The 16,325-nt window shown below is 75.2% G+C and carries 15 protein-coding genes; all 15 read right to left on the bottom strand.

Annotated features, from left to right (window positions below; all coding sequences use genetic code 11):
• Window positions 1-2: 2 nt before the first annotated feature.
• From ACGFNF_RS29370 to ACGFNF_RS29300, 15 genes are read right to left on the bottom strand one after another with little or no spacing between them, the layout of a single operon-like run.
• Complete coding sequence (locus ACGFNF_RS29370) at window positions 3-944, bottom strand: hypothetical protein (RefSeq protein ID WP_393172123.1); 942 nt, start codon at window positions 942-944, stop codon at window positions 3-5.
• Window positions 941-1,636 (bottom strand): 4'-phosphopantetheinyl transferase family protein, encoded by a 696-nt coding sequence (locus ACGFNF_RS29365; RefSeq protein WP_393172121.1) that lies wholly within the window; start codon window positions 1,634-1,636, stop codon window positions 941-943. Before ACGFNF_RS29365 ends, ACGFNF_RS29370 begins: the two co-directional genes overlap by 4 nt.
• A complete protein-coding gene (locus ACGFNF_RS29360; protein WP_393172145.1) occupies window positions 1,630-2,766 on the bottom strand; it encodes an acyl-CoA dehydrogenase family protein in 1,137 nt (378 codons plus the stop codon). The genes ACGFNF_RS29365 and ACGFNF_RS29360 overlap by 7 nt, the downstream gene beginning before the upstream one ends.
• Window position 2,767: 1 nt before the next feature.
• Window positions 2,768-3,925: an acyl-CoA dehydrogenase family protein gene (locus ACGFNF_RS29355; RefSeq protein WP_393172119.1), complete on the bottom strand. Its 1,158-nt coding sequence runs from the start codon at window positions 3,923-3,925 to the stop codon at window positions 2,768-2,770.
• On the bottom strand, window positions 3,922-4,164 hold the full coding sequence (locus ACGFNF_RS29350) for a phosphopantetheine-binding protein (RefSeq protein WP_089002193.1): 243 nt from the start codon (window positions 4,162-4,164) through the stop codon (window positions 3,922-3,924). Before ACGFNF_RS29350 ends, ACGFNF_RS29355 begins: the two co-directional genes overlap by 4 nt.
• 7 nt (window positions 4,165-4,171) lie before the next feature.
• On the bottom strand, window positions 4,172-5,422 hold the full coding sequence (locus tag ACGFNF_RS29345; RefSeq protein WP_393172117.1) for a type III PLP-dependent enzyme: 1,251 nt from the start codon (window positions 5,420-5,422) through the stop codon (window positions 4,172-4,174).
• Complete coding sequence (locus ACGFNF_RS29340; protein WP_393172115.1) at window positions 5,415-6,914, bottom strand: class I adenylate-forming enzyme family protein; 1,500 nt, start codon at window positions 6,912-6,914, stop codon at window positions 5,415-5,417. Before ACGFNF_RS29340 ends, ACGFNF_RS29345 begins: the two co-directional genes overlap by 8 nt.
• Window positions 6,911-8,149, bottom strand: coding sequence for a phosphopantetheine-binding protein (locus tag ACGFNF_RS29335; RefSeq protein WP_393172113.1), 1,239 nt, complete (start codon window positions 8,147-8,149; stop codon window positions 6,911-6,913). Before ACGFNF_RS29335 ends, ACGFNF_RS29340 begins: the two co-directional genes overlap by 4 nt.
• A 10-nt stretch (window positions 8,150-8,159) precedes the next feature.
• Entirely contained in the window at window positions 8,160-9,491 is a 1,332-nt protein-coding gene (locus ACGFNF_RS29330; protein WP_393172111.1) for a TrpB-like pyridoxal phosphate-dependent enzyme, read from the bottom strand.
• Window positions 9,488-9,757, bottom strand: coding sequence for a phosphopantetheine-binding protein (locus ACGFNF_RS29325; protein ID WP_357576631.1), 270 nt, complete (start codon window positions 9,755-9,757; stop codon window positions 9,488-9,490). The genes ACGFNF_RS29330 and ACGFNF_RS29325 overlap by 4 nt, the downstream gene beginning before the upstream one ends.
• Window positions 9,754-11,034 carry a glutamate-5-semialdehyde dehydrogenase gene (locus tag ACGFNF_RS29320; protein WP_393172109.1) on the bottom strand — a complete coding sequence of 427 codons (1,281 nt, stop codon included), beginning with the start codon at window positions 11,032-11,034 and terminating at the stop codon, window positions 9,754-9,756. Before ACGFNF_RS29320 ends, ACGFNF_RS29325 begins: the two co-directional genes overlap by 4 nt.
• Window positions 11,031-11,771 (bottom strand): SDR family NAD(P)-dependent oxidoreductase, encoded by a 741-nt coding sequence (locus ACGFNF_RS29315; RefSeq protein ID WP_393172107.1) that lies wholly within the window; start codon window positions 11,769-11,771, stop codon window positions 11,031-11,033. Before ACGFNF_RS29315 ends, ACGFNF_RS29320 begins: the two co-directional genes overlap by 4 nt.
• A complete protein-coding gene (locus ACGFNF_RS29310; RefSeq protein ID WP_393172105.1) occupies window positions 11,768-12,493 on the bottom strand; it encodes an alpha/beta fold hydrolase in 726 nt (241 codons plus the stop codon). The genes ACGFNF_RS29315 and ACGFNF_RS29310 overlap by 4 nt, the downstream gene beginning before the upstream one ends.
• Window positions 12,490-15,684, bottom strand: coding sequence for an amino acid adenylation domain-containing protein (locus ACGFNF_RS29305; RefSeq protein ID WP_393172103.1), 3,195 nt, complete (start codon window positions 15,682-15,684; stop codon window positions 12,490-12,492). Before ACGFNF_RS29305 ends, ACGFNF_RS29310 begins: the two co-directional genes overlap by 4 nt.
• On the bottom strand, window positions 15,681-15,929 hold the full coding sequence (locus tag ACGFNF_RS29300; protein WP_151453764.1) for a phosphopantetheine-binding protein: 249 nt from the start codon (window positions 15,927-15,929) through the stop codon (window positions 15,681-15,683). The genes ACGFNF_RS29305 and ACGFNF_RS29300 overlap by 4 nt, the downstream gene beginning before the upstream one ends.
• Window positions 15,930-16,325 lie beyond the last annotated feature (396 nt).

Below are 16,325 nucleotides of genomic sequence, written 5' to 3'. Positions count from 1 at the left end.
CTTCACAAGGTCTGCCGGTGCGGGCGGTCCGCCGCCGGCGCTGGGGTGGTCGACCTGTCTCGTTCCAGGTGCCGCAGGTGGTCGAAGGTGGTCCGCACCAGCGCGGACCGGGGGCGTCCCCGGCGGGCCGACTCCACCGCGAAGCGCAGGGCCCGGGGCAGGTCCGCCCAGGCCCGCACCGCCTCGTCGTCGCCGAGGTGGCGGTACCGGAACGTCCGGTGCTGCGCGACGGCCCACAGGTCGTCCAGGTGCGCCCCGGCGGCCTCCGGGTGCGCGACGACGTGGTCGCGGAGGAACTCCAGGGCCGCGTCCTCGTCCAGCAGCCAGTCGCCGGGCAGCTCCGGCTCGTCCCCGGCGCTGCCCGTACGGACCAGCCACTGCGGCTGCGCGCCGGCCGGCGGGGGCGTCCAGAAGCCGAAGGCCAGCGCGTTGCGCCGGTCCTGTTCCGGGCGCCACGCCGGCGGCGGGGTCATCGCGGCGAGCAGCCCGGCGGTGCCGAGCCAGCCGGCGTACGGCTCCTGTTCGCCGGCGGGCAGCAGCCCGCTGAACCCGTCGACCACGTGCCAGTCGTCGCCGCGCCGGTCGTCGACCAGCAGCCAGTGCGGCGCGTGGGCGGTGCCGTCGGCCGAGGGGGACCAGGGCAGCGCCGCGTTGTCGGTGACCACCAGCACCCGGCCGTGGCGCCGCAGCTCCGCGTCGACGGACTCGACGACGCCGTCGACCGGGGCGGTGGCCCACGCCAGCCGGGTGCCGTCCGGCAGCCGGTCGAGCGGCACCCGGTGGTGGGAGAAGGCGAGCTGCCCCTCCGGCAGGTCCGTGCGCACCGCGACGCGTACCGAGTCGGCGAACCGGTCGGGGGTGTCGGCGAACTCGCCGGCCCGGTAGCCGGCCAGGTTGGCGGTGTAGCAGCTCAGCCCGGCGAAGCGGGGGTCCGGGGCGGTCATCGCGTACCCACCACGTGCGCCACGCTCGCCGGCACCCGGCTGTGCCCGCGCAGGCTCACCCACCGCAGGTCGGCCCAGCGGCCCGTCCGCCGTCCCGCCGGCACTCCAATGGCCCAGGGGCGGCCGGCGAGGCCCGCGCCGGTCGCCTTCACGCACGCCTCCTGCACCGTCCAGATCCAGGCGAACTCGCGGTCCCGGGCCGGTGCGGGCAGCCGGTCCAGGGCGGCGCGGACCGCCGGGGCGCAGCAGCGGCGCAGCAGGGCCGGCGGCGCGGGCACGGGCACCTGGACGTCGACGCCGACCGGGACGCCCCGGCCGAGCGCGGCGGCCACCGTCCCGGCGTCGTGGGACAGGCTGACGCTGATCCCCGGCCACTCGGGCAGGTGGGGCTGGCCGCCGTCGCGGGCGGCGATCGGCGTGGCGCCGGCCGCCCGGCCCAGCTCGGCGGCGAGCAGCAGGCGCAGCAGCGCCCGCGCGGCCAACCGTTCGGCGCGCGGGCCGGCGGGGAGGTCACCGACGGTCGCCAGGTCCGCCGGGGCCGGCGGAAGGTGGGCGAGCAGCCGCTGCTCGGCCAGGGCCACCCGCACCCGGGCGCCCAGCCGCAGCCGGACGATGCCCCGGTGGCGGCCCGTCGGGTCCCGGCGCGGCCGTGCCCGGCAGGCCAGCGCCGTCCGCTGCCGGGCCGTCACCACGGCCGGTCCCGCAGCAGGTCAGGCACGTGCTCGGCGATGCCGGCGAGCATCGCGCCGGTGGCGCCGCCGGCCGTAGCGAACATGCCGGCGGCGGCCCGCAGCTGCGCCAGCCCGCCCTCGGCGTACGCCTCGGCGCCGAGCAGGGCGGCGCACTCGCCGAGCACCACGTCCAGGCCCTGCGCCACCGAGGTCTTCAGCAGCATGCTGGTCACCAGGGGCTCGGTGCTTCGCCGGTGGGCGTCGCAGGCCGCCTCGATCCGCCACGCCTCCACCACGCACCGGGCGAACCGCTCCCGGATCGCCGCGTTGTCCCAGGCCCGGCCGTCGCCGAGGGGACGCTCGACGAGCCGGCGGTGGGTGTCGGCGAGCACCCGCCGGCACATCGCGGCGGCCCACACGCCGCCCGCGAAGCGTTCCGTGGCGATGTGTCGGGCGAAGCTGACCATGCCCCGGCCGGGCCGGCCGACCAGGTACGACCGGTCCAGGCGCACCTGGTCGAAGTGCAGGTCGCCCAGGCCGGCGCCGGTCAGCGGGGTGCCCCGGGTCGCGGACACCCGCACGCCCGGGGCGTCGGTGGGCACCAGCACCCACACGAAGCTGGTGAAGTGCCGCTGCGGGCGGTGCCGGGCCAGCACGAGCGCGTGGCCGGCGGTGCGGGCGTTGGTGATCCACCGCTTCCCGCCGTCGAGCACCAGCGACCGGTCGTCGAGGCGTACCGTCGTGCCCAGCTCCATCAGGTCGGAGCCGGCGCCGTCGCGGTCCGTCGCGGCCAGCGCGAGCGTCGCGCGACCGGCGACCGCGTCGAGGTACGCGGCCCGCACCGGCCCGTCCGCCGGCTCCGCGTCGACCTGTTCGCGCAGGACGGGCAGCGCGCTGGCGACCTGGACGCAGACCGACAGCACCACCCCCACCGGGCAGTACGCGTCGAGGGTGCCGAGCAGCCCCGGCAGCTCGGCCGGCCCGAGGTCGCGCAGCAGGCCGTGCTCGCCGAGCGCCCGCCACACGGCGCGGGCGTCCCCCGGGGACACCAGCCCGCGCAGCGCCGCCCCGGTACGCGCGGCCACGTCGGCACCGGGATCGGGTGCCGCCGGGACGGGCCCGGTGGGGGCCGCCGCCGGTGCCGTCCGCAGCTCAGGCAAGGTGCACCTGCCGGTCGCGCAGCGTCAGCGCCCCGTTGACGAGCAGCAGCCGGTCGTTGGCGTAGTTCAGCGAGGCCGAGCGGAGGTCCCGGAAGACGCGCTCCAGGTACAGCGGCGACGATCTGAGGTAGCCGTGCCGCAGGCCGACCAGCTCCACCATCTCGTCGGCGGCGGCGAAGCACTGCTCGGCGGCGTGCACCTTCAGGGAGTTGACCAGCAGCTGGGTCGACGGGTCGGCCACGTCCGGGGTGCCCTCCACGGCGGCGACGGTGTACCGCAGCAGGGCGTTGATCAGGTCGAGCCGGCCCCGGACCCGGGCCAGCCGGGTCAGCAGCAGCTCCGAGGAAGGATCGAACTGGCCCCGGCCGGCGTCGCGGATGTGGTGCAGGATCCGCGACAGCGCGCCGGTCGCCGCGCCGAGCCACGCCGCCGACCAGCCGATGTGCGCCAGCGGGCCGAAGGTGGGGGCGACGATCTCGCGGAACTTCCCGGGAGCGCCGATCACCTGGTCGGCCGGCACCCGCCCGGTCAGGCGCATCGGCACGCTCTGGGTGGCCCGCATCCCGAGCGGCTGCCAACCGCCGCGCACCTCAAGCGTGAGCTGGTCGCGGCGGGCGTACACCAGGGAGACCTGGCTCGGCGAGGTGGCGTCCGGCGCCAGCGTCGTGATGAGGTACGCGTCCGCGTGCTGGCCGCCCGTCACGATCGGGGCGTCCCGGTCGATCGTCAACGTCCCGGCGTCCTGCCGGACCGTCGACTCCGAGCTGAGCAGGTGCCCGCCCTTGCCGCGTTCGGTGGTGACCGAGGCGAGGTAGACGTCGCCCTTGCCGAGCTCCGGCAGGAGCCGCGCGGCGAACGGGCCGTCGGCGTGCCGGACCACCGCCACCACCTGCTGGCAGTGCATCGCGAAGATCAACGCGACGGACATGTCCACCCGGGCCAGCCGCAGCGTCACGTCGACGAGGTCGCCGAGCCCGCCGCCCCCGCCGCCGTGCTCCGCCGGCACGAGCAGGCCGAGCAGCCCGGTGGCCCGCATCGCGTCCAGCGCCGCGACGGGGAACTCCGCCGACTCGTCGGCCTGCTCCGCGTGCGCGGCGGTGGCGGCCAGCACCTCCTCCAGCGCGGCCTCGTGGCGGGTCGCGGTGCTCACGCCGCCCGCCCCCGCAGCGACTCGATGGTGTTCCACAGGCTGCCCGCGGTGGCGAAGGTGCTGTCGGTCAGCAGCTCGTCGGGCATGGACACGCCGTAGGTGTCCTCGATGGTGAAGAGCAGCTCGATCGCGCGCATCGAGTCCAGGCCCAGCTCGTTGAGCGAGGCCTCGGCGGTGATGGGCTGCGTTCCCGCGTACTTGAGGAACGGCTTGAGCAGGTCCGGAAAAGCGGCGTCCATTGTCAGATCAACCCCTGTCGCTGCCGATGACGGTGTGCCGGGTGAGCTCCAGCCGGGTCACGCCGGTGATCCGGCCCCCGGCGACGGTGACCTCGACCGGCATGGGATGCGCGAGGAAGGCCACCAGGCTGGCGTAGAGGCCGTACGCGCCCACGTTGGGCACGGCGACCAGCTGGCCCGGGACCAGTGGCGGGAGGGCCGCGGCGCGGGCCCACGTGTCCAGTGGCGTGCACAGCGGACCGGTGACGATGGTCCCGGGCACCGGCGCACCGGCCGCCGCGTCCACGGTGACCAGGTCCGGCACGATCGGCGGCAGCCGGCGCAGGCCGGACATCCCGCCGAGGTGGTGGATGCCGGACTCCAGCACCACCACGGTGGCGCCCTGCGACCGCTTCACGTCCAGGACCCGGGTGACCAGGGTGCCGCAGGTGCCGACCAGGTACCGGCCGGACTCGAAGGCCACCCCCGGCCCGCGCTCCGGCCAGCCCGGGAAGGCGTCGCCCAGCAACGCCGTCAGCCGGTCCGCCAGCTTCGGCAGCTCCGGCCGGGTGCCGGCCCGCGCGAAGGGCGCCCCGAAGCCGCCGCCCAGGTCGATCAGCTCCGGCTGCGTCCCGGTCGCCGCCGCCAGCCGCCGTACGGTGTCGACGGACTGGGTGAACTGGGCGAGCAGGGCGTCCTCCCCGTCGACGTTGCTGCCCATGTAGAGGTGGAACCCGACCGGGGACACGTTCCGGCGCGGCCCGAACAGCTCGGGCCGGTCCAGCACCCAGCGCACGTCCGCGCCGAACTGCGAGGCGACGCCGGTCATGGTGAGCCCCTGCCCGGGGGCCGGGGTGTCGTCGTTGATCCGTACCAGCGCGCGTACCTCGACGCCGTGCTCGCGGGCCACCCGGTCGAGCTGGTCCAGCCCGTACGGCGAGTCGACGGAGAAGAGCCCGACGCCGGCCCGTACGGCCTCGGCCAGGTCGACGTCCCGCTTGCCGGGGCCGGTGTAGAGGACCTCGGCCGGGTCGCAGCCGGCCGCCAGCGCGACGCGCAGCTCGCCGGGGGAGCAGACCTCCGCCCGGCACCCCGAGGCGGTGAGGTCGGCGACCACCGCCGGATGCGGGTTGGCCTTGAGCGAGTAGAACAGCTCGGCGGGCCCGGGCAGGGCGGCCCGCAGCGCGGCGTACGAGCGGGCCAGCTCGTCGGTGTCGTAGAGGTACGCCGGGGTCTGCGGCGCGTCCGGCCGGTCGAAGATCTCCGCGAGCTCAGACACGGGCGCGCTCCGACCACATCCGGTACAGCTCCGCCCGGTCGACCTTGCCGTTGCGGGTCAGCGGGATCTCCGGCACGACCAGGCAGGTCCGGGGCGTCTTGATCTCGTCGAGTTCGGTCCGCAGCGCGGCGAGCACCTCCGGCGCGGCCAGCTCGGTCACCGCGAACAGGGTGGCCGAGTCGCCGCCGTCCTCGGCGCGGGGCGGCAGCACGGCGGCGGCCTGCACCTGCGGTATCCGGTACGCCGCCGCCTCGACCTCGGTGACGCTGACGCGGATGCCGCGTTCCTTGTAGATGTCGTCGCGCCGGCCGACGAAGTAGAGGTAGCCGTCGGCGTCGAGCCAGCCGTGGTCGCCCGTGCGCAGCTGGGGGAAGAGCCCCTCGACGCGGGGGAAGCGCTGCGCGGTGAGTTCCGGGCGACGCCAGTAGCCCGCCATCACGTGCGGGCCCCGGACCACGATCTCGCCGACGGTGCCGGGCGGCACCGCCGCGCCGTCCGCGTCCACGATCAGGATCTCGGTGCCCGGCAGGGCCCGCCCGGAGGCGCCAGGCCGGCGCAGGTCCTCGTCCACCGGCATGATCGCGGCACGCTTGCACTCGGTGAGCCCGAACATCAGCTGTACGCGCAGCGTGGGGATCCGGGCGCGCAGGTCGCGCAGCACCTCGGGCGGCATCGCCGCGCCGGTGTTGGTGAGCAGGCGCAGCGCCGGCACGGCCGTGCCCGGGCGGGACAGCATCCGGGCCAGGCCCCGGGCGAGGGCGGGCACCGCGGGCAGCACGGTCGCGCCGCTGTTCACCAGGTGCCGGGGCAGCGTCGGGCCGGTGTCGGCGGGGGAGGCCAGGTGCAGCCGGGCGCCGGCCAGCGTGCTGAGGAAGATCTGGTACATGCCGTAGTCGAAGGAGAGCGGCAGGGCGCACCACACGACGTCGTCGGCCCGGTAGCCGAGCTGGGCGGCGATGGCCCCGGCGGCGAAGACCACCTGCGCGTGGGTGGACACCACCGCCTTCGGCATGCCGGTGCTGCCGGAGGTGTAGATGAGGCAGACCGGGTCGACGGCCAGCGGGGCCGCCGCCGGCTCGGCGTCCGGGCCGTCGCGCACGATCCGGCGCAGCTCCGCCGAGCCGACGGTTGGCACCCCGTGCTCGGCGGCCACGGCGAGCGCCCGGGGGTTGTCGGTGACCAGCAGCGCCGGCTCGGCGTCGGTCAGCACGTGCGCCAGGGCGATGGCGGGGGACTGGTCGTTGACGACGCTGAACACGGCGCCCGCCCGGGAGCAGGCGTACAGCAGGGCGGGCAGCAGCGGGTCGGTGGGCAGGCAGACCACCACCCGTTCGCCCCGGCGGACACCCCGCCCGGCCAGCCAGCCGGCGAGCCGCCGGCTGGCGGCGTCCAGCTCGCCGTAGCTCTGGACCAGGTCGCCGTGCGCGATCGCCAGCGCGTCCGGCCGGGCGGCCGCGGTGCGGTCCAACAGCTCGTGCAGCAGCCCGCTCACCGGCCCGACACCCCCTGCGTCGCCGGCCGGGCACGCTCGAACACGGCGCCCAGCGAGTCGAGGTCGTGCAGGGCCGGGCCGGTGAGGTCGTCCGGGTCCAGCTCCACCCCCAGCCGTGCCTCCGCCCGCTCGATCACCTCGACCAGCCGGAACGAGTTGAAGCCCGACATCGTCCGCAGTGGACGCCCGTCGACCGGCACCTCCGGGCCGACGCCGAGGACGCCACGCACCTCGTCGGCCAGCACCTCGCGGATCCGGCCCGGGTCGGCGGCGGATCCGTCCCGCGGCGGCGGCACCGGCCCGGCGTCGGCGAGCCGTCCGGCGAGCGCCACGTCGTCGCGCAGCAGGCCCGCGAGCTGGTCGAGGAAGGGGGCGGGGAAGACGCCACCCCGGCGGACCCGGCGCATCGCCACGTAGCTCTGACTGGCGAGCGCGAGCCAGGCGTCGGCGCGGGCGGCGGTCTCCCGTGCCGCGTCGGCGGCGTCCGGGTCGCCGGCCAGCCAGGCGGCGTGCAGGGCCCGGGACCGGCCGAGCAGCCACACGTCGAGGACCAGTTGGGCCGCCGCCTCCGCCTCGCCCGCCCGCCGTCGGACCGCCGCCAGGTAGTCCTCGATCCGGTCGGCCTCGGCGCGCAACGCGGCGGCGTTCTCCCGCAGCACCGCCGCCCGGTCGAGCACCGGGGCGCCGTCGGCGACGACGGTCATCGCGGTCGCTCGGGGCACCGCCGCGTCGAAGTCGGCGGCCGACATCCGCCACGTCCCCGGTCGCGCGTCACCCCACTGGGTGGAGTTGTGGTAGCCGTCGACCACGACGCAGTGCTCACCGGCGTCGACCAGCAGGAAGCTGTGCTCCATGTGCTGGTTCCCGGCGTACGGCAGCCAGCTCATGGTGAACGTGTCGGCGACCACGTAGAGCGGCGAGTGCGCCGCCACCAGCTCGCGCAGCCGCGCGCCCGGCACGTCGTCCCAGCGTCGGGCGACCCGCAGGCCGAGCAGGTCGGCCGCCTCGGCCAGCCGCTGGTCCACCGACGCGGTCACCGCCGGCGTCCCGGCCGGCCCCTCGGCGGTGTGGAAGCGCAGGGTGGCCCCGAGCGCCAGATGCGCGCCGGGCCCGTAGGCCCGGTCGGCCAGCGCGGCCAGGTTCACCTGGACGCAGTCCAGCAGGTCGGCGCGGAGACCGGTCAGCACCGGCGTCCACTCCCGGCTGCGCGTCGGCACCGCAGGCACAGCGACCATGTCACGCCCTTCAGATCTCGTGGACCGCGCGGAGCGACGCCGTCGCCGCCCGCAACGCGTCCGCGTCGGCCGGCCGGTCCTCGGGCAGACCGGCGAGGAGCTTGTCGTACGCGGCCAGGTCGAGCAGGCCGTGCCCGCTGACGCAGACCAGCACCCCGTGCCGCGCCGGGTGCCCGGACTCGCGCCCGGTCGCCACGCGGGCGGCGGCGGCCAGCGCGTGACCCGACTCCGGCGCGGGCAGCACCAGCTCGGTCAGGGCGAACGTCCGGCCGGCGGTCAGCGCCTCCCGCTGGCCCACCGCCAGCGCCGAGATCTTGTCCCGGTGCCGCATGGCGGAGATCAGCTTCGCCGCGCCGTGGAAGCGCAGCCCGGCCGAGTGCGACGCGGGGATCGCGTACCCGCTGCCGATCGTGTACATCGGCTCCATCGGGCCGGTGCCGGTGGAGTCGGTGTGGTCGTAGGCGTACACCCCACGGGTCAGCTTCGGGGTGGCGCTGGACTCGACCGCGATCAGGTCGGCGGGCACGTCCAGCTCGCCGGCCCGCCAAGCGGCGAAGAACGGCAGGGCCAGCCCGCCGAAGTTGCTGCCGGCGCCCACGCAGCCGATCACCGCGTCCACGGTGGCGTCGACGGCGGCGAGCTGGTCGATCGCCTCCAGGCCGATCACCGACTGGTGCAGGATGCTGTACGTCTCGCCGCTGCCGATGCAGAACGCCCGCTTGGGGTCCGCCCGGGCGTACTCGACGGCCTCGCCGATGGCCAGCGCGAGGCTGTTGCCCTGCCCCGGCCGCTCGGCGGCGGCACGTCCCACCCCGGTCAGCGGGCTGGGACTGGCGTGCAGCTCCGCGCCGTAGAGTCGCATCAGGCTGCCCCGGTACGGCTTGTCGCGCAGGCTCCCGCCGACCATGAAGACGGTGCAGGCCATGCCGAACGCGGCGCAGGCGGCGGCGAGGGCGCTGCCCCACTGCCCGGCGCCGGTGCCGGTGACCAGCTCCCGGAAGCCCGCCCGGTGGTAGTAGTGGGCCTGCGCCAGCGCGGTGTTGAACTTGTGGCTGCCGGAGATGTTCCCGCCCTCGTACTTGACGTAGATCGGAACGGTGGCCCCGATCTCGGCCTCGAAGCGGCGGGCCCGCCACAGCGGCGCCGGCCGGTAGGCCCGGTAGCGCTCGGCCACCGGCTCCGGGATCGGCCAGAACTCCCGGGCCGACACGCTCTGCCGGATGAGCTCCAGGGGCAGGGTGGCGGTCACCGGGCCGTCGGTGTCCTCCGGTGTCACGTCCGCGGGCAGTTCGTAGCCGAGGTGCGGCAGGACGCTGCGCCAGGCCCGGGGTGTCTCGGTCACGACTCCTCCTTCACCACGTCGGCGACGACGTCGACCAGGTCCGCGACGGTCGTGAAGACCCGCCCGGCGAAGATGTCGTCCGGCAGCGTCACGTCCAGCTCGTCCTCCAGCCGGACGAGCATGCCGAGGAAACCGAGCGAGTTGACCCGCAGCAGGTCGCCGTTGAGCGGTTCGAGGTCGTCGACCGTGGCGGGGTCGACCGCGAGCCGGGACTCGCGTACGACCAGCCGTTTCACCGCCTCGTTGATCAGGGACCGGTCCGTCATGCCGCCTCCGTCCCGTCGCCGCGCAGCCTGCCCCCGGCGTCGACGACCCAGCTCCAGGTCAGCAGTGCGGACAGGTCGACGGGCCCGCGTACGTGCAGCCGACCCGTGCTGATGGACAGCTCCGGTCCCAGCGCCATCGTCGGACCGTCGTGCAGGCGCAGGGAGCCGTTGACCACCAGCGCGGCGGCGTCCACCCTGGCCAGGAACCCGTCCACGACCGTCGGGTCGGTGGCCACCACGCCCTCGGTGTGCCGGGAACCGAAGCGGCGGATGTGGGCCGCCGCCTCGTCGAGGCCGGCGACGGGCCGGATGCCGACCGCGCGTTCCAGGAACTCGCGGCCGTCGTCGGCGGCGGTCAGCTCGGCCACCGGCGCCCCGGCGGGCACGGCGGCGGTCAGCCGGGGGTCGACCCGCAGCAGCCACGGCTCGGCCAGCCCGGCGCCGGCCCGCAGCAGGGCCCGGGTCAGCTCCTCGGCCACGTCGGCGTGGGCCAGCACCAGTTCCAGGGTGTTACACGCGGTGGGCTCGCCCAGCTTGCTGTCGAGCGCGATCCGGGCGGCCAGTTCCAGGTCGGCGCTGCGGTCGACGTAGAGGTGGTTGACCCCGCCGCCGCTGGCGATGACCGGGATGGTGGAGCTGGTCTGGCAGTAGTCGATAAGCGTCGGGCTGCCCCGGGGGATCAGCACGTCGACCGCGTCGTGTCGCTTCAGCAGGGCCCGCACCAGCCGGCGGTCGGGGTCGGTGACGATCCGTACGGTGCCGGCGGGCAGCCCCGCGTCCGCCAGCGCCTGCCCGACGACGACGGCGAGGGCCCGGTTGGTGGCCGCGATCTCCGACCCGCCGCGCAGGACGGCCACGTTGCCGACCGCCACCGGGAGCAGGGCGCCCTCCACCGTCACCGTCGGCCGCGCCTCGAAGATCATCAGAACCACGCCGAGCGGCTTGGGTTGCCGGCGTACGGTGGCGCCGTTGCCGGCCCGGTGTCCCTCGGTCGGCGCGGTCACCGCCGGCAGCGCCGCCCGGGTCCGCGCGATCAGGTCGACCAGCGCGTCGAGGTGGCGCTTGCCGAGCGCCAGGCGGTCCACCAGCTCGGGGCCGAGGCCCGCCTCGGTGCCCCGGGCCACGTCGGTGGCGTTCGCCGCCAGGACGTCGGCCCAGCCGGAGGCGAGCCGGTCGGCGAGCGCTTCGCAGTACCGGTCGTAGCGCCCGTCGCCGGGCGGGGGCAGCTCGGCCCGGGCCCGCGTCGCGCCGTCCAGGATCTCGTCCACATCGGTCACCACATGAACTGCCCACCGTCCACGATCAGCTTCTGCCCGGTCAGGTATCCACTCGCCGGCCCGACGAGGAACTCCAGGGCGTCGGCGATCTCCTCGGTGGTGCCGATGCGGCCCCGGGGGATCTCCGCGACCACCGCCGCCCGGGCGGCCGGGTCGTCCAGCCGGAACCGGGTCACCAGCTCGTCGGTCTCGGTCATGCCCGGGATCAGGCAGTTGACCCTGATCCGGGGCGCCAGCTCCAGCGCCAGGCACTTGGTGAGCTGGAGCAGGCCGGCCTTGCTGGCGCAGTAGTTCACGCCGTTGCGGCGGGGGCGGATGCCGGTGGTGGCCCCCACGTTGACGATCACGCCGTCGTGCCCGGCCGCCAGCATCGCGGGCGCGAACGCCCGGGTCAGGTGGAAGACGCCGGAGAGGTTGGTGTCGAGCACCCGTCGCCAGTCCTCGGTCGACATCTCCAGGAACGGCCTGTCGATGTTGATGCCCGCGTTGTTGACCAGCACGGTCGGCGGGCCGTGCTCCGCGAGGACCGCCGACACGGCGGCGTCGACCGCCTCGGCGTCGCCGACGTCGAGCCGGACGGGGTGGAACGCGGCGCCGAGCTCCGCCGCCGCCGACGCCGCCGCGACGGCGTCACCCCGGTACGGCGCGACCACCCGGTGCCCCAGCTTCACCAGCCGGCGGCTGAAGGTGAGCCCGATGCCCCGGGTGCCGCCGCTGACGACCGCGAGCGGGCTCATCGCAGCACCGCGCCGGAGGCCCGGCCGAGGAACGGCGTCACCTCGTCGACGAGCTGCGGCAGGCGCTCGGGGTCGAAGACGTCGAAGTGCCCCGCGTCGAGCCGCCCGGCGCTGAGCTCCGGCGCCAGTTCCCGCCACCGGGCCTCGGCCTCGGCGCGGAACCCGAACTCCTCGTCGGTGCACATGAGCATCAGCACCCGGCCGGCGTACGACCGTTCGGCCCGGTAGTCGGCGAGGGCGGCGACCTGGGTGTCGAAGACCCGCCGGACCCGCTCGACGGTCGCCGGGGCGGGGCGCGGCCCGAGCATCCCGACGACGGTCTCGCGGACCCGGGCGTCCTCCTCGGCCGTGGCGCGGCGCGGCAGCGGCGTCGCGTCCACCAGCACCAGGTCGGGCAGGTGCCCCCGCTCGGCCAGCCGGACGCACAGCTCCCAGGCGACCGAGCCGCCGAGGGACCAGCCGAAGACGGCCGCCGGGACGGTGCCGTCCGCGTCCAGCGCCTGCGCCGCCGCGTCGGCCATCTCGGCGATGCTGAGCTCCGGCTCCTCGTCGGGCAGCAGGCCGGCCGCGCGTACGGCCGCGACGTTGTGGGTCCTGCCGATGGCCGCGGCGAGCCGCAGGTAGGGCTGTAGCCCGCCGCCGGCGCCCGGCAGCAGTACGCACGCCGGTCGGGCGCCCCGCCGCAGCAGGGGGACCAGCCGGCCGGGCAGCCTGGTCGTCACGGCGTCACCGCCGCTTCGTCGCCGCCCCGCCCCGTGCGGACGAGCCCCGCCAGCGTGGCCACGGTGGGCGCGGCGAAGAAGTCGACAAGCGGCACCGCCACTCCGTAGCGTTCCTGCACCTCGGCGAGGGTGGTGAAGATGTTCAGCGAGTGGGCGCCGTACTCGATGAGCGGGCGGTCCGGCCGGATGCCCTCGACGTCGAGCACCCCGCCCCACAGCCCGGCCAGCTCCCGCTCCAGGTCGTCGGCGTATGCGACCTCGGCGGTGTCGGCGCTCTGCTGCTCGACCAGCAGCTCGTCGGCGAGCCGCAGCAGGGCGTCGCGGTCGGTCTTGCCGGTCGGTGTGGTCGGGACCCGGTCGACCGGGAAGATCCACAGGGGACGCATGTAGACCGGCAGCGCCGTGGTCAGCCGTTGGCGGACCTGTTCCGGATCGACGGTCGAGTCCGCGTCGGGACGGACGAACAGCCCGAGCTCCCGGTCGGACCCGGAGCCCCGGACCACGGCCACCGACTGTCGGACGCCGTCGACCTGGTTCGCGACCGCCTCGATCTCGCCGAGCTCGATCCGGTATCCCCGGATCTTTACCTGGGTGTCCATCCGGCCCAGGAAGACCAGGTCGCCCCGGTCGTCGCGGACCACGAGGTCCCCGGTGCGGTACATGGTCGCGTCGGGCGCGTCGGAGAACCGGTCGGGCACGAACCGCTCGGCCGTGATCTCCGGGTCGTTGATGTAGCCGTCGGCGGGGCAGTCCCCGCCCAGGAGCAGCTCGCCGGCGACGCCGGGCGGGGCGAGGTGGCCGGTGGCGTCGACCACGTACGCGCTCACCCGCGGGTACGGCTGGCCGATCGGCACGTGGGTCGGCCACACCGCGTCCCGGTACGACAGCCGGTGCGAGGTGACCGCGTGGGTCTCGGTGGGGCCGTACAGGTTGACCAGGGTGCAGTGCGGGTGGGCGAGGAAGAAGTCGCGGATCTCGTCGTCGACGATGAGCTGCTCGCCGGAGACGCACAGGTAGCGCAGCGCGGGCAACCGGGTGCCCCGGCTCGCGGCGGTCTGCACCAGGGGGCGCAGCGCCGCGACCGGCAGGTAGACGTGGGTCACCTCGGTCCTGGCGATCCGGCTGAGGACGGCGGTGAACATCCGCCGGTCGGCCGGCTCGCGGGAGACCACCGTCCCGCCCGCCGCCAGGGTCGGCAGGATCTCCTGGAAGGAGACGTCGAAGCCGAGCGGGGCGTACTGGAGGAAGCGGGTCTCGGCGTCCATGCCGAGGGCCGCGATCTGCCAGCTCGTGAGGTTGGCCAGGGGGCGGTGTCCCATCTGGACGCCCTTGGGCTGCCCGGTGGAGCCCGACGTGTACATCACGTAGATCGGGGCGTCGGGGTCGGCCAGCGAGTCGGGCACCGGCTCCGTCGTGGCGGCCAGGTCCGCCACCGCGACCGTGGGCACGTCGGGCACCAGGGCCTCGCCGACGACGAACTCGCAGCCGGCCCGCCGGACCATGTACTCCAGCCGCTCGGCGGGCAGGCCCGGATCCAGGGGGAGGTACGCCGCGCCACGGCGGAGGATGGCCAGGATGGCGGTCACCGTGTCGCAGAGGGTCGTCGCGGCGAGGCCCACCACCGCCCGGGGGCCGACGCCGTGCGCGGCGAGCCCGGCGCTGATCCGCTCGGCCTCGGCCAGCAACTGGCGGTAGTCGAGCCGGCGGGTCGGGTCCTCGATCGCGGGGGCGTCGGGCCGCTGCCGGGCCGCCGCCGTCACCCAGTCCCAGGGCGTGTCGCCGGTCAGCGGGCTGGTCCAGCCGTCGGAGCGGACGCTGGCCGCGGCGGAGGCGTCGGCGAAGAGGTCGCCGAGCCGTTGCGAGCCGTCCCGGACCGCCCCGCGTACGGCGTCGCGCAGCGAGGTGAGCAGCCCGTCGGCGACGACAGGTGCGACGAGCTGCCGGTCGTACTCGAGTTCGAGCAGCCAGCGGCCGTCGACGGGGGTGGCGCCCAGCCAGAGGTCGAACTTGGCGGTGCCGTTGCCGGGCTCCAGGACCCGCAGCACGGCCCCGCCCGGTTCCGGCGTGAAGGTGTCCTGCATGGCGAGCATCGCCGAGAACAGCGGGTTGCGGTTGCTGGACCGGTCGGGCCGTACGTCGGCGACGAGCCGGTTGAAGGTGACGTCGACGTTCGCGCGGCAGAAGTCGATGGACTCCCGGACCACCTTGCCGAGATGCTCGTCGACGGTGCGGCTCCACTCCACGTCGACGGTGACCGGCAGCGTGTTGACGAAGAAGCCGCCGAGGTCGAAGGCGCCGATCGTGCGGCGGGCCATGAACGGGCTGCCGACCAGGACGCTGGACACGTTGCCGTGCCGGGCCAGCACGGTCCCGTAGATGCCCGAGAAGAAAACGAAGGGGGAGATCTCCAGCCGCCGGCAGGTCTCCGACAGCGCGGCCGTCTCGGCCGCGCTCAGGTACCAGCTGACCCGGTCGCCGGTGAACTCCGTCTGCGCGGCGCGGCCTGGCAGAGGGGCCAGCACCAGGGGCGGGACCTCCCGCAGTCGGGCCGCCCACTCCCGGGACCGGTCGACGACGCGGTCGGAGGTGGCGGTGCGGTTCTGCGCCGCCAGCTCCTTGACGAAGGCCTTCTCGCGGGCGGCGCGCCGCTGCTCGGCCTCCGCCCCGGCGAGGCGGCCGGCCAGTGCCTCCTGGAGGTCCCGCACCAGGGGCCCCATCGACACGCCGTCGAGAATGATGTGGTGGTCGCAGAGGAGGACGGCCACCCGGGGCTCGTCGACGCAGCGGACGACGGCGAAGCGGTACGCGGGGCCGTTGGCCAGGTCGAACTCGGGTCGGCCGATCCGCCGCTGCGCCGCTGCGACGGCCTCCTCGAAGTCGCGCAGCCGGGCCGTGACCCGTTCGAGCGGGAAGTCCTCCGGACCCGGCGGCGGGGTGAGCCGCGCGTGCATCTCCGGAAGCAGCCCGAAGACCTGGCGCATCGCCGGCTGGACGGCGACCACAGTGGCCAGCGCGCGCTCGATCGTCTCGTCGGGGATCGACGGGTCGATGTCGAAGCGGACGAGCTGGTTGTAGACGGCGCGGCCGGGCGAGCGTTCGTTGACGACCAGCAGCCCCTTCTGCGACTCGGTGATCGGCAGTCGCACCGGCCCGGTGTCCGTCGCGGGTTCCGTCCCGGCCGTCGTGGTCACCGTGCGCCCCCGGTCTCGGCGCCCACGGCGCTCAGCTCGCGTAGCCACTGCTTGAGGTCGCCGACGGTGCGGAGGTCCACGAGGCGGGTGGCGTCGATCTCCGCGTCGTCGTCGTCGGCCAGCTCGACGGCGAGCCGAAGCAGGGACAGCGATTCGAGGCCGGCCTCCAGCAGGGGGGTCGAGTCGTCGAAGGCCACCGACGCGTACTTCGCGATCGTCGTGTCGAGGTCAGCTGGAGTCGTCATCCCTGCTTCCCGTTCACCTGAGGTCGGCCGCGCCGCAATGATCGGAAACCGGGCGAGGAGCCGGGCCGCCGATCGAGGTGGGGGTCGACTGAATTTGCGCTTGGAAGTTCTACGGGTCCGAGCATCCCGGCGCCGATGTTCTCTCGATGTTCCCGGGATGGAATGTCGTTGGTCGCTGATTCGGGCGGCACCCGGGAGCCCGTCCGGCTCCGGGCGGGTACGGCGTAAAAAGGGGCGCTGGCCAGTGGCGGAGGCGGGGCGGCGGTGCCCGGCGGGGCGGCAATGCCGCCGTAATCGCCTCAGATGCGGCACCGGGCGACAGAAACGCCGTACGTATTATTCGGGTCCCGGTGGACTGTCGTGGCCGCCGCCGGAGGAGCCGGCCGACCCGCTGAC

The sequence above is a fragment of the Micromonospora sp. NPDC048868 genome (assembly GCF_043198195.1).
Classification (GTDB): domain Bacteria; phylum Actinomycetota; class Actinomycetes; order Mycobacteriales; family Micromonosporaceae; genus Micromonospora; species Micromonospora reichwaldensis.
Note: the sequence above shows the minus strand (reverse complement) of the source record. Positions and strands in the feature narration are given on the sequence as shown.

Excerpts from the sequence above, each read along its gene's own strand:
- ACGFNF_RS29370 (WP_393172123.1), bottom strand. The coding sequence starts at position 944 with ATGACCGCCCCGGACCCCCGCTTCGCCGGGCTGAGCTGCTACACCGCC.
- ACGFNF_RS29350 (WP_089002193.1), bottom strand. The coding sequence starts at position 4,164 with ATGGACGCCGCTTTTCCGGACCTGCTCAAGCCGTTCCTCAAGTACGCG.
- ACGFNF_RS29335 (WP_393172113.1), bottom strand. The coding sequence starts at position 8,149 with ATGGTCGCTGTGCCTGCGGTGCCGACGCGCAGCCGGGAGTGGACGCCG.
- ACGFNF_RS29325 (WP_357576631.1), bottom strand. The coding sequence starts at position 9,757 with ATGACGGACCGGTCCCTGATCAACGAGGCGGTGAAACGGCTGGTCGTA.
- ACGFNF_RS29315 (WP_393172107.1), bottom strand. The coding sequence starts at position 11,771 with ATGAGCCCGCTCGCGGTCGTCAGCGGCGGCACCCGGGGCATCGGGCTC.
- ACGFNF_RS29300 (WP_151453764.1), bottom strand. The coding sequence starts at position 15,929 with ATGACGACTCCAGCTGACCTCGACACGACGATCGCGAAGTACGCGTCG.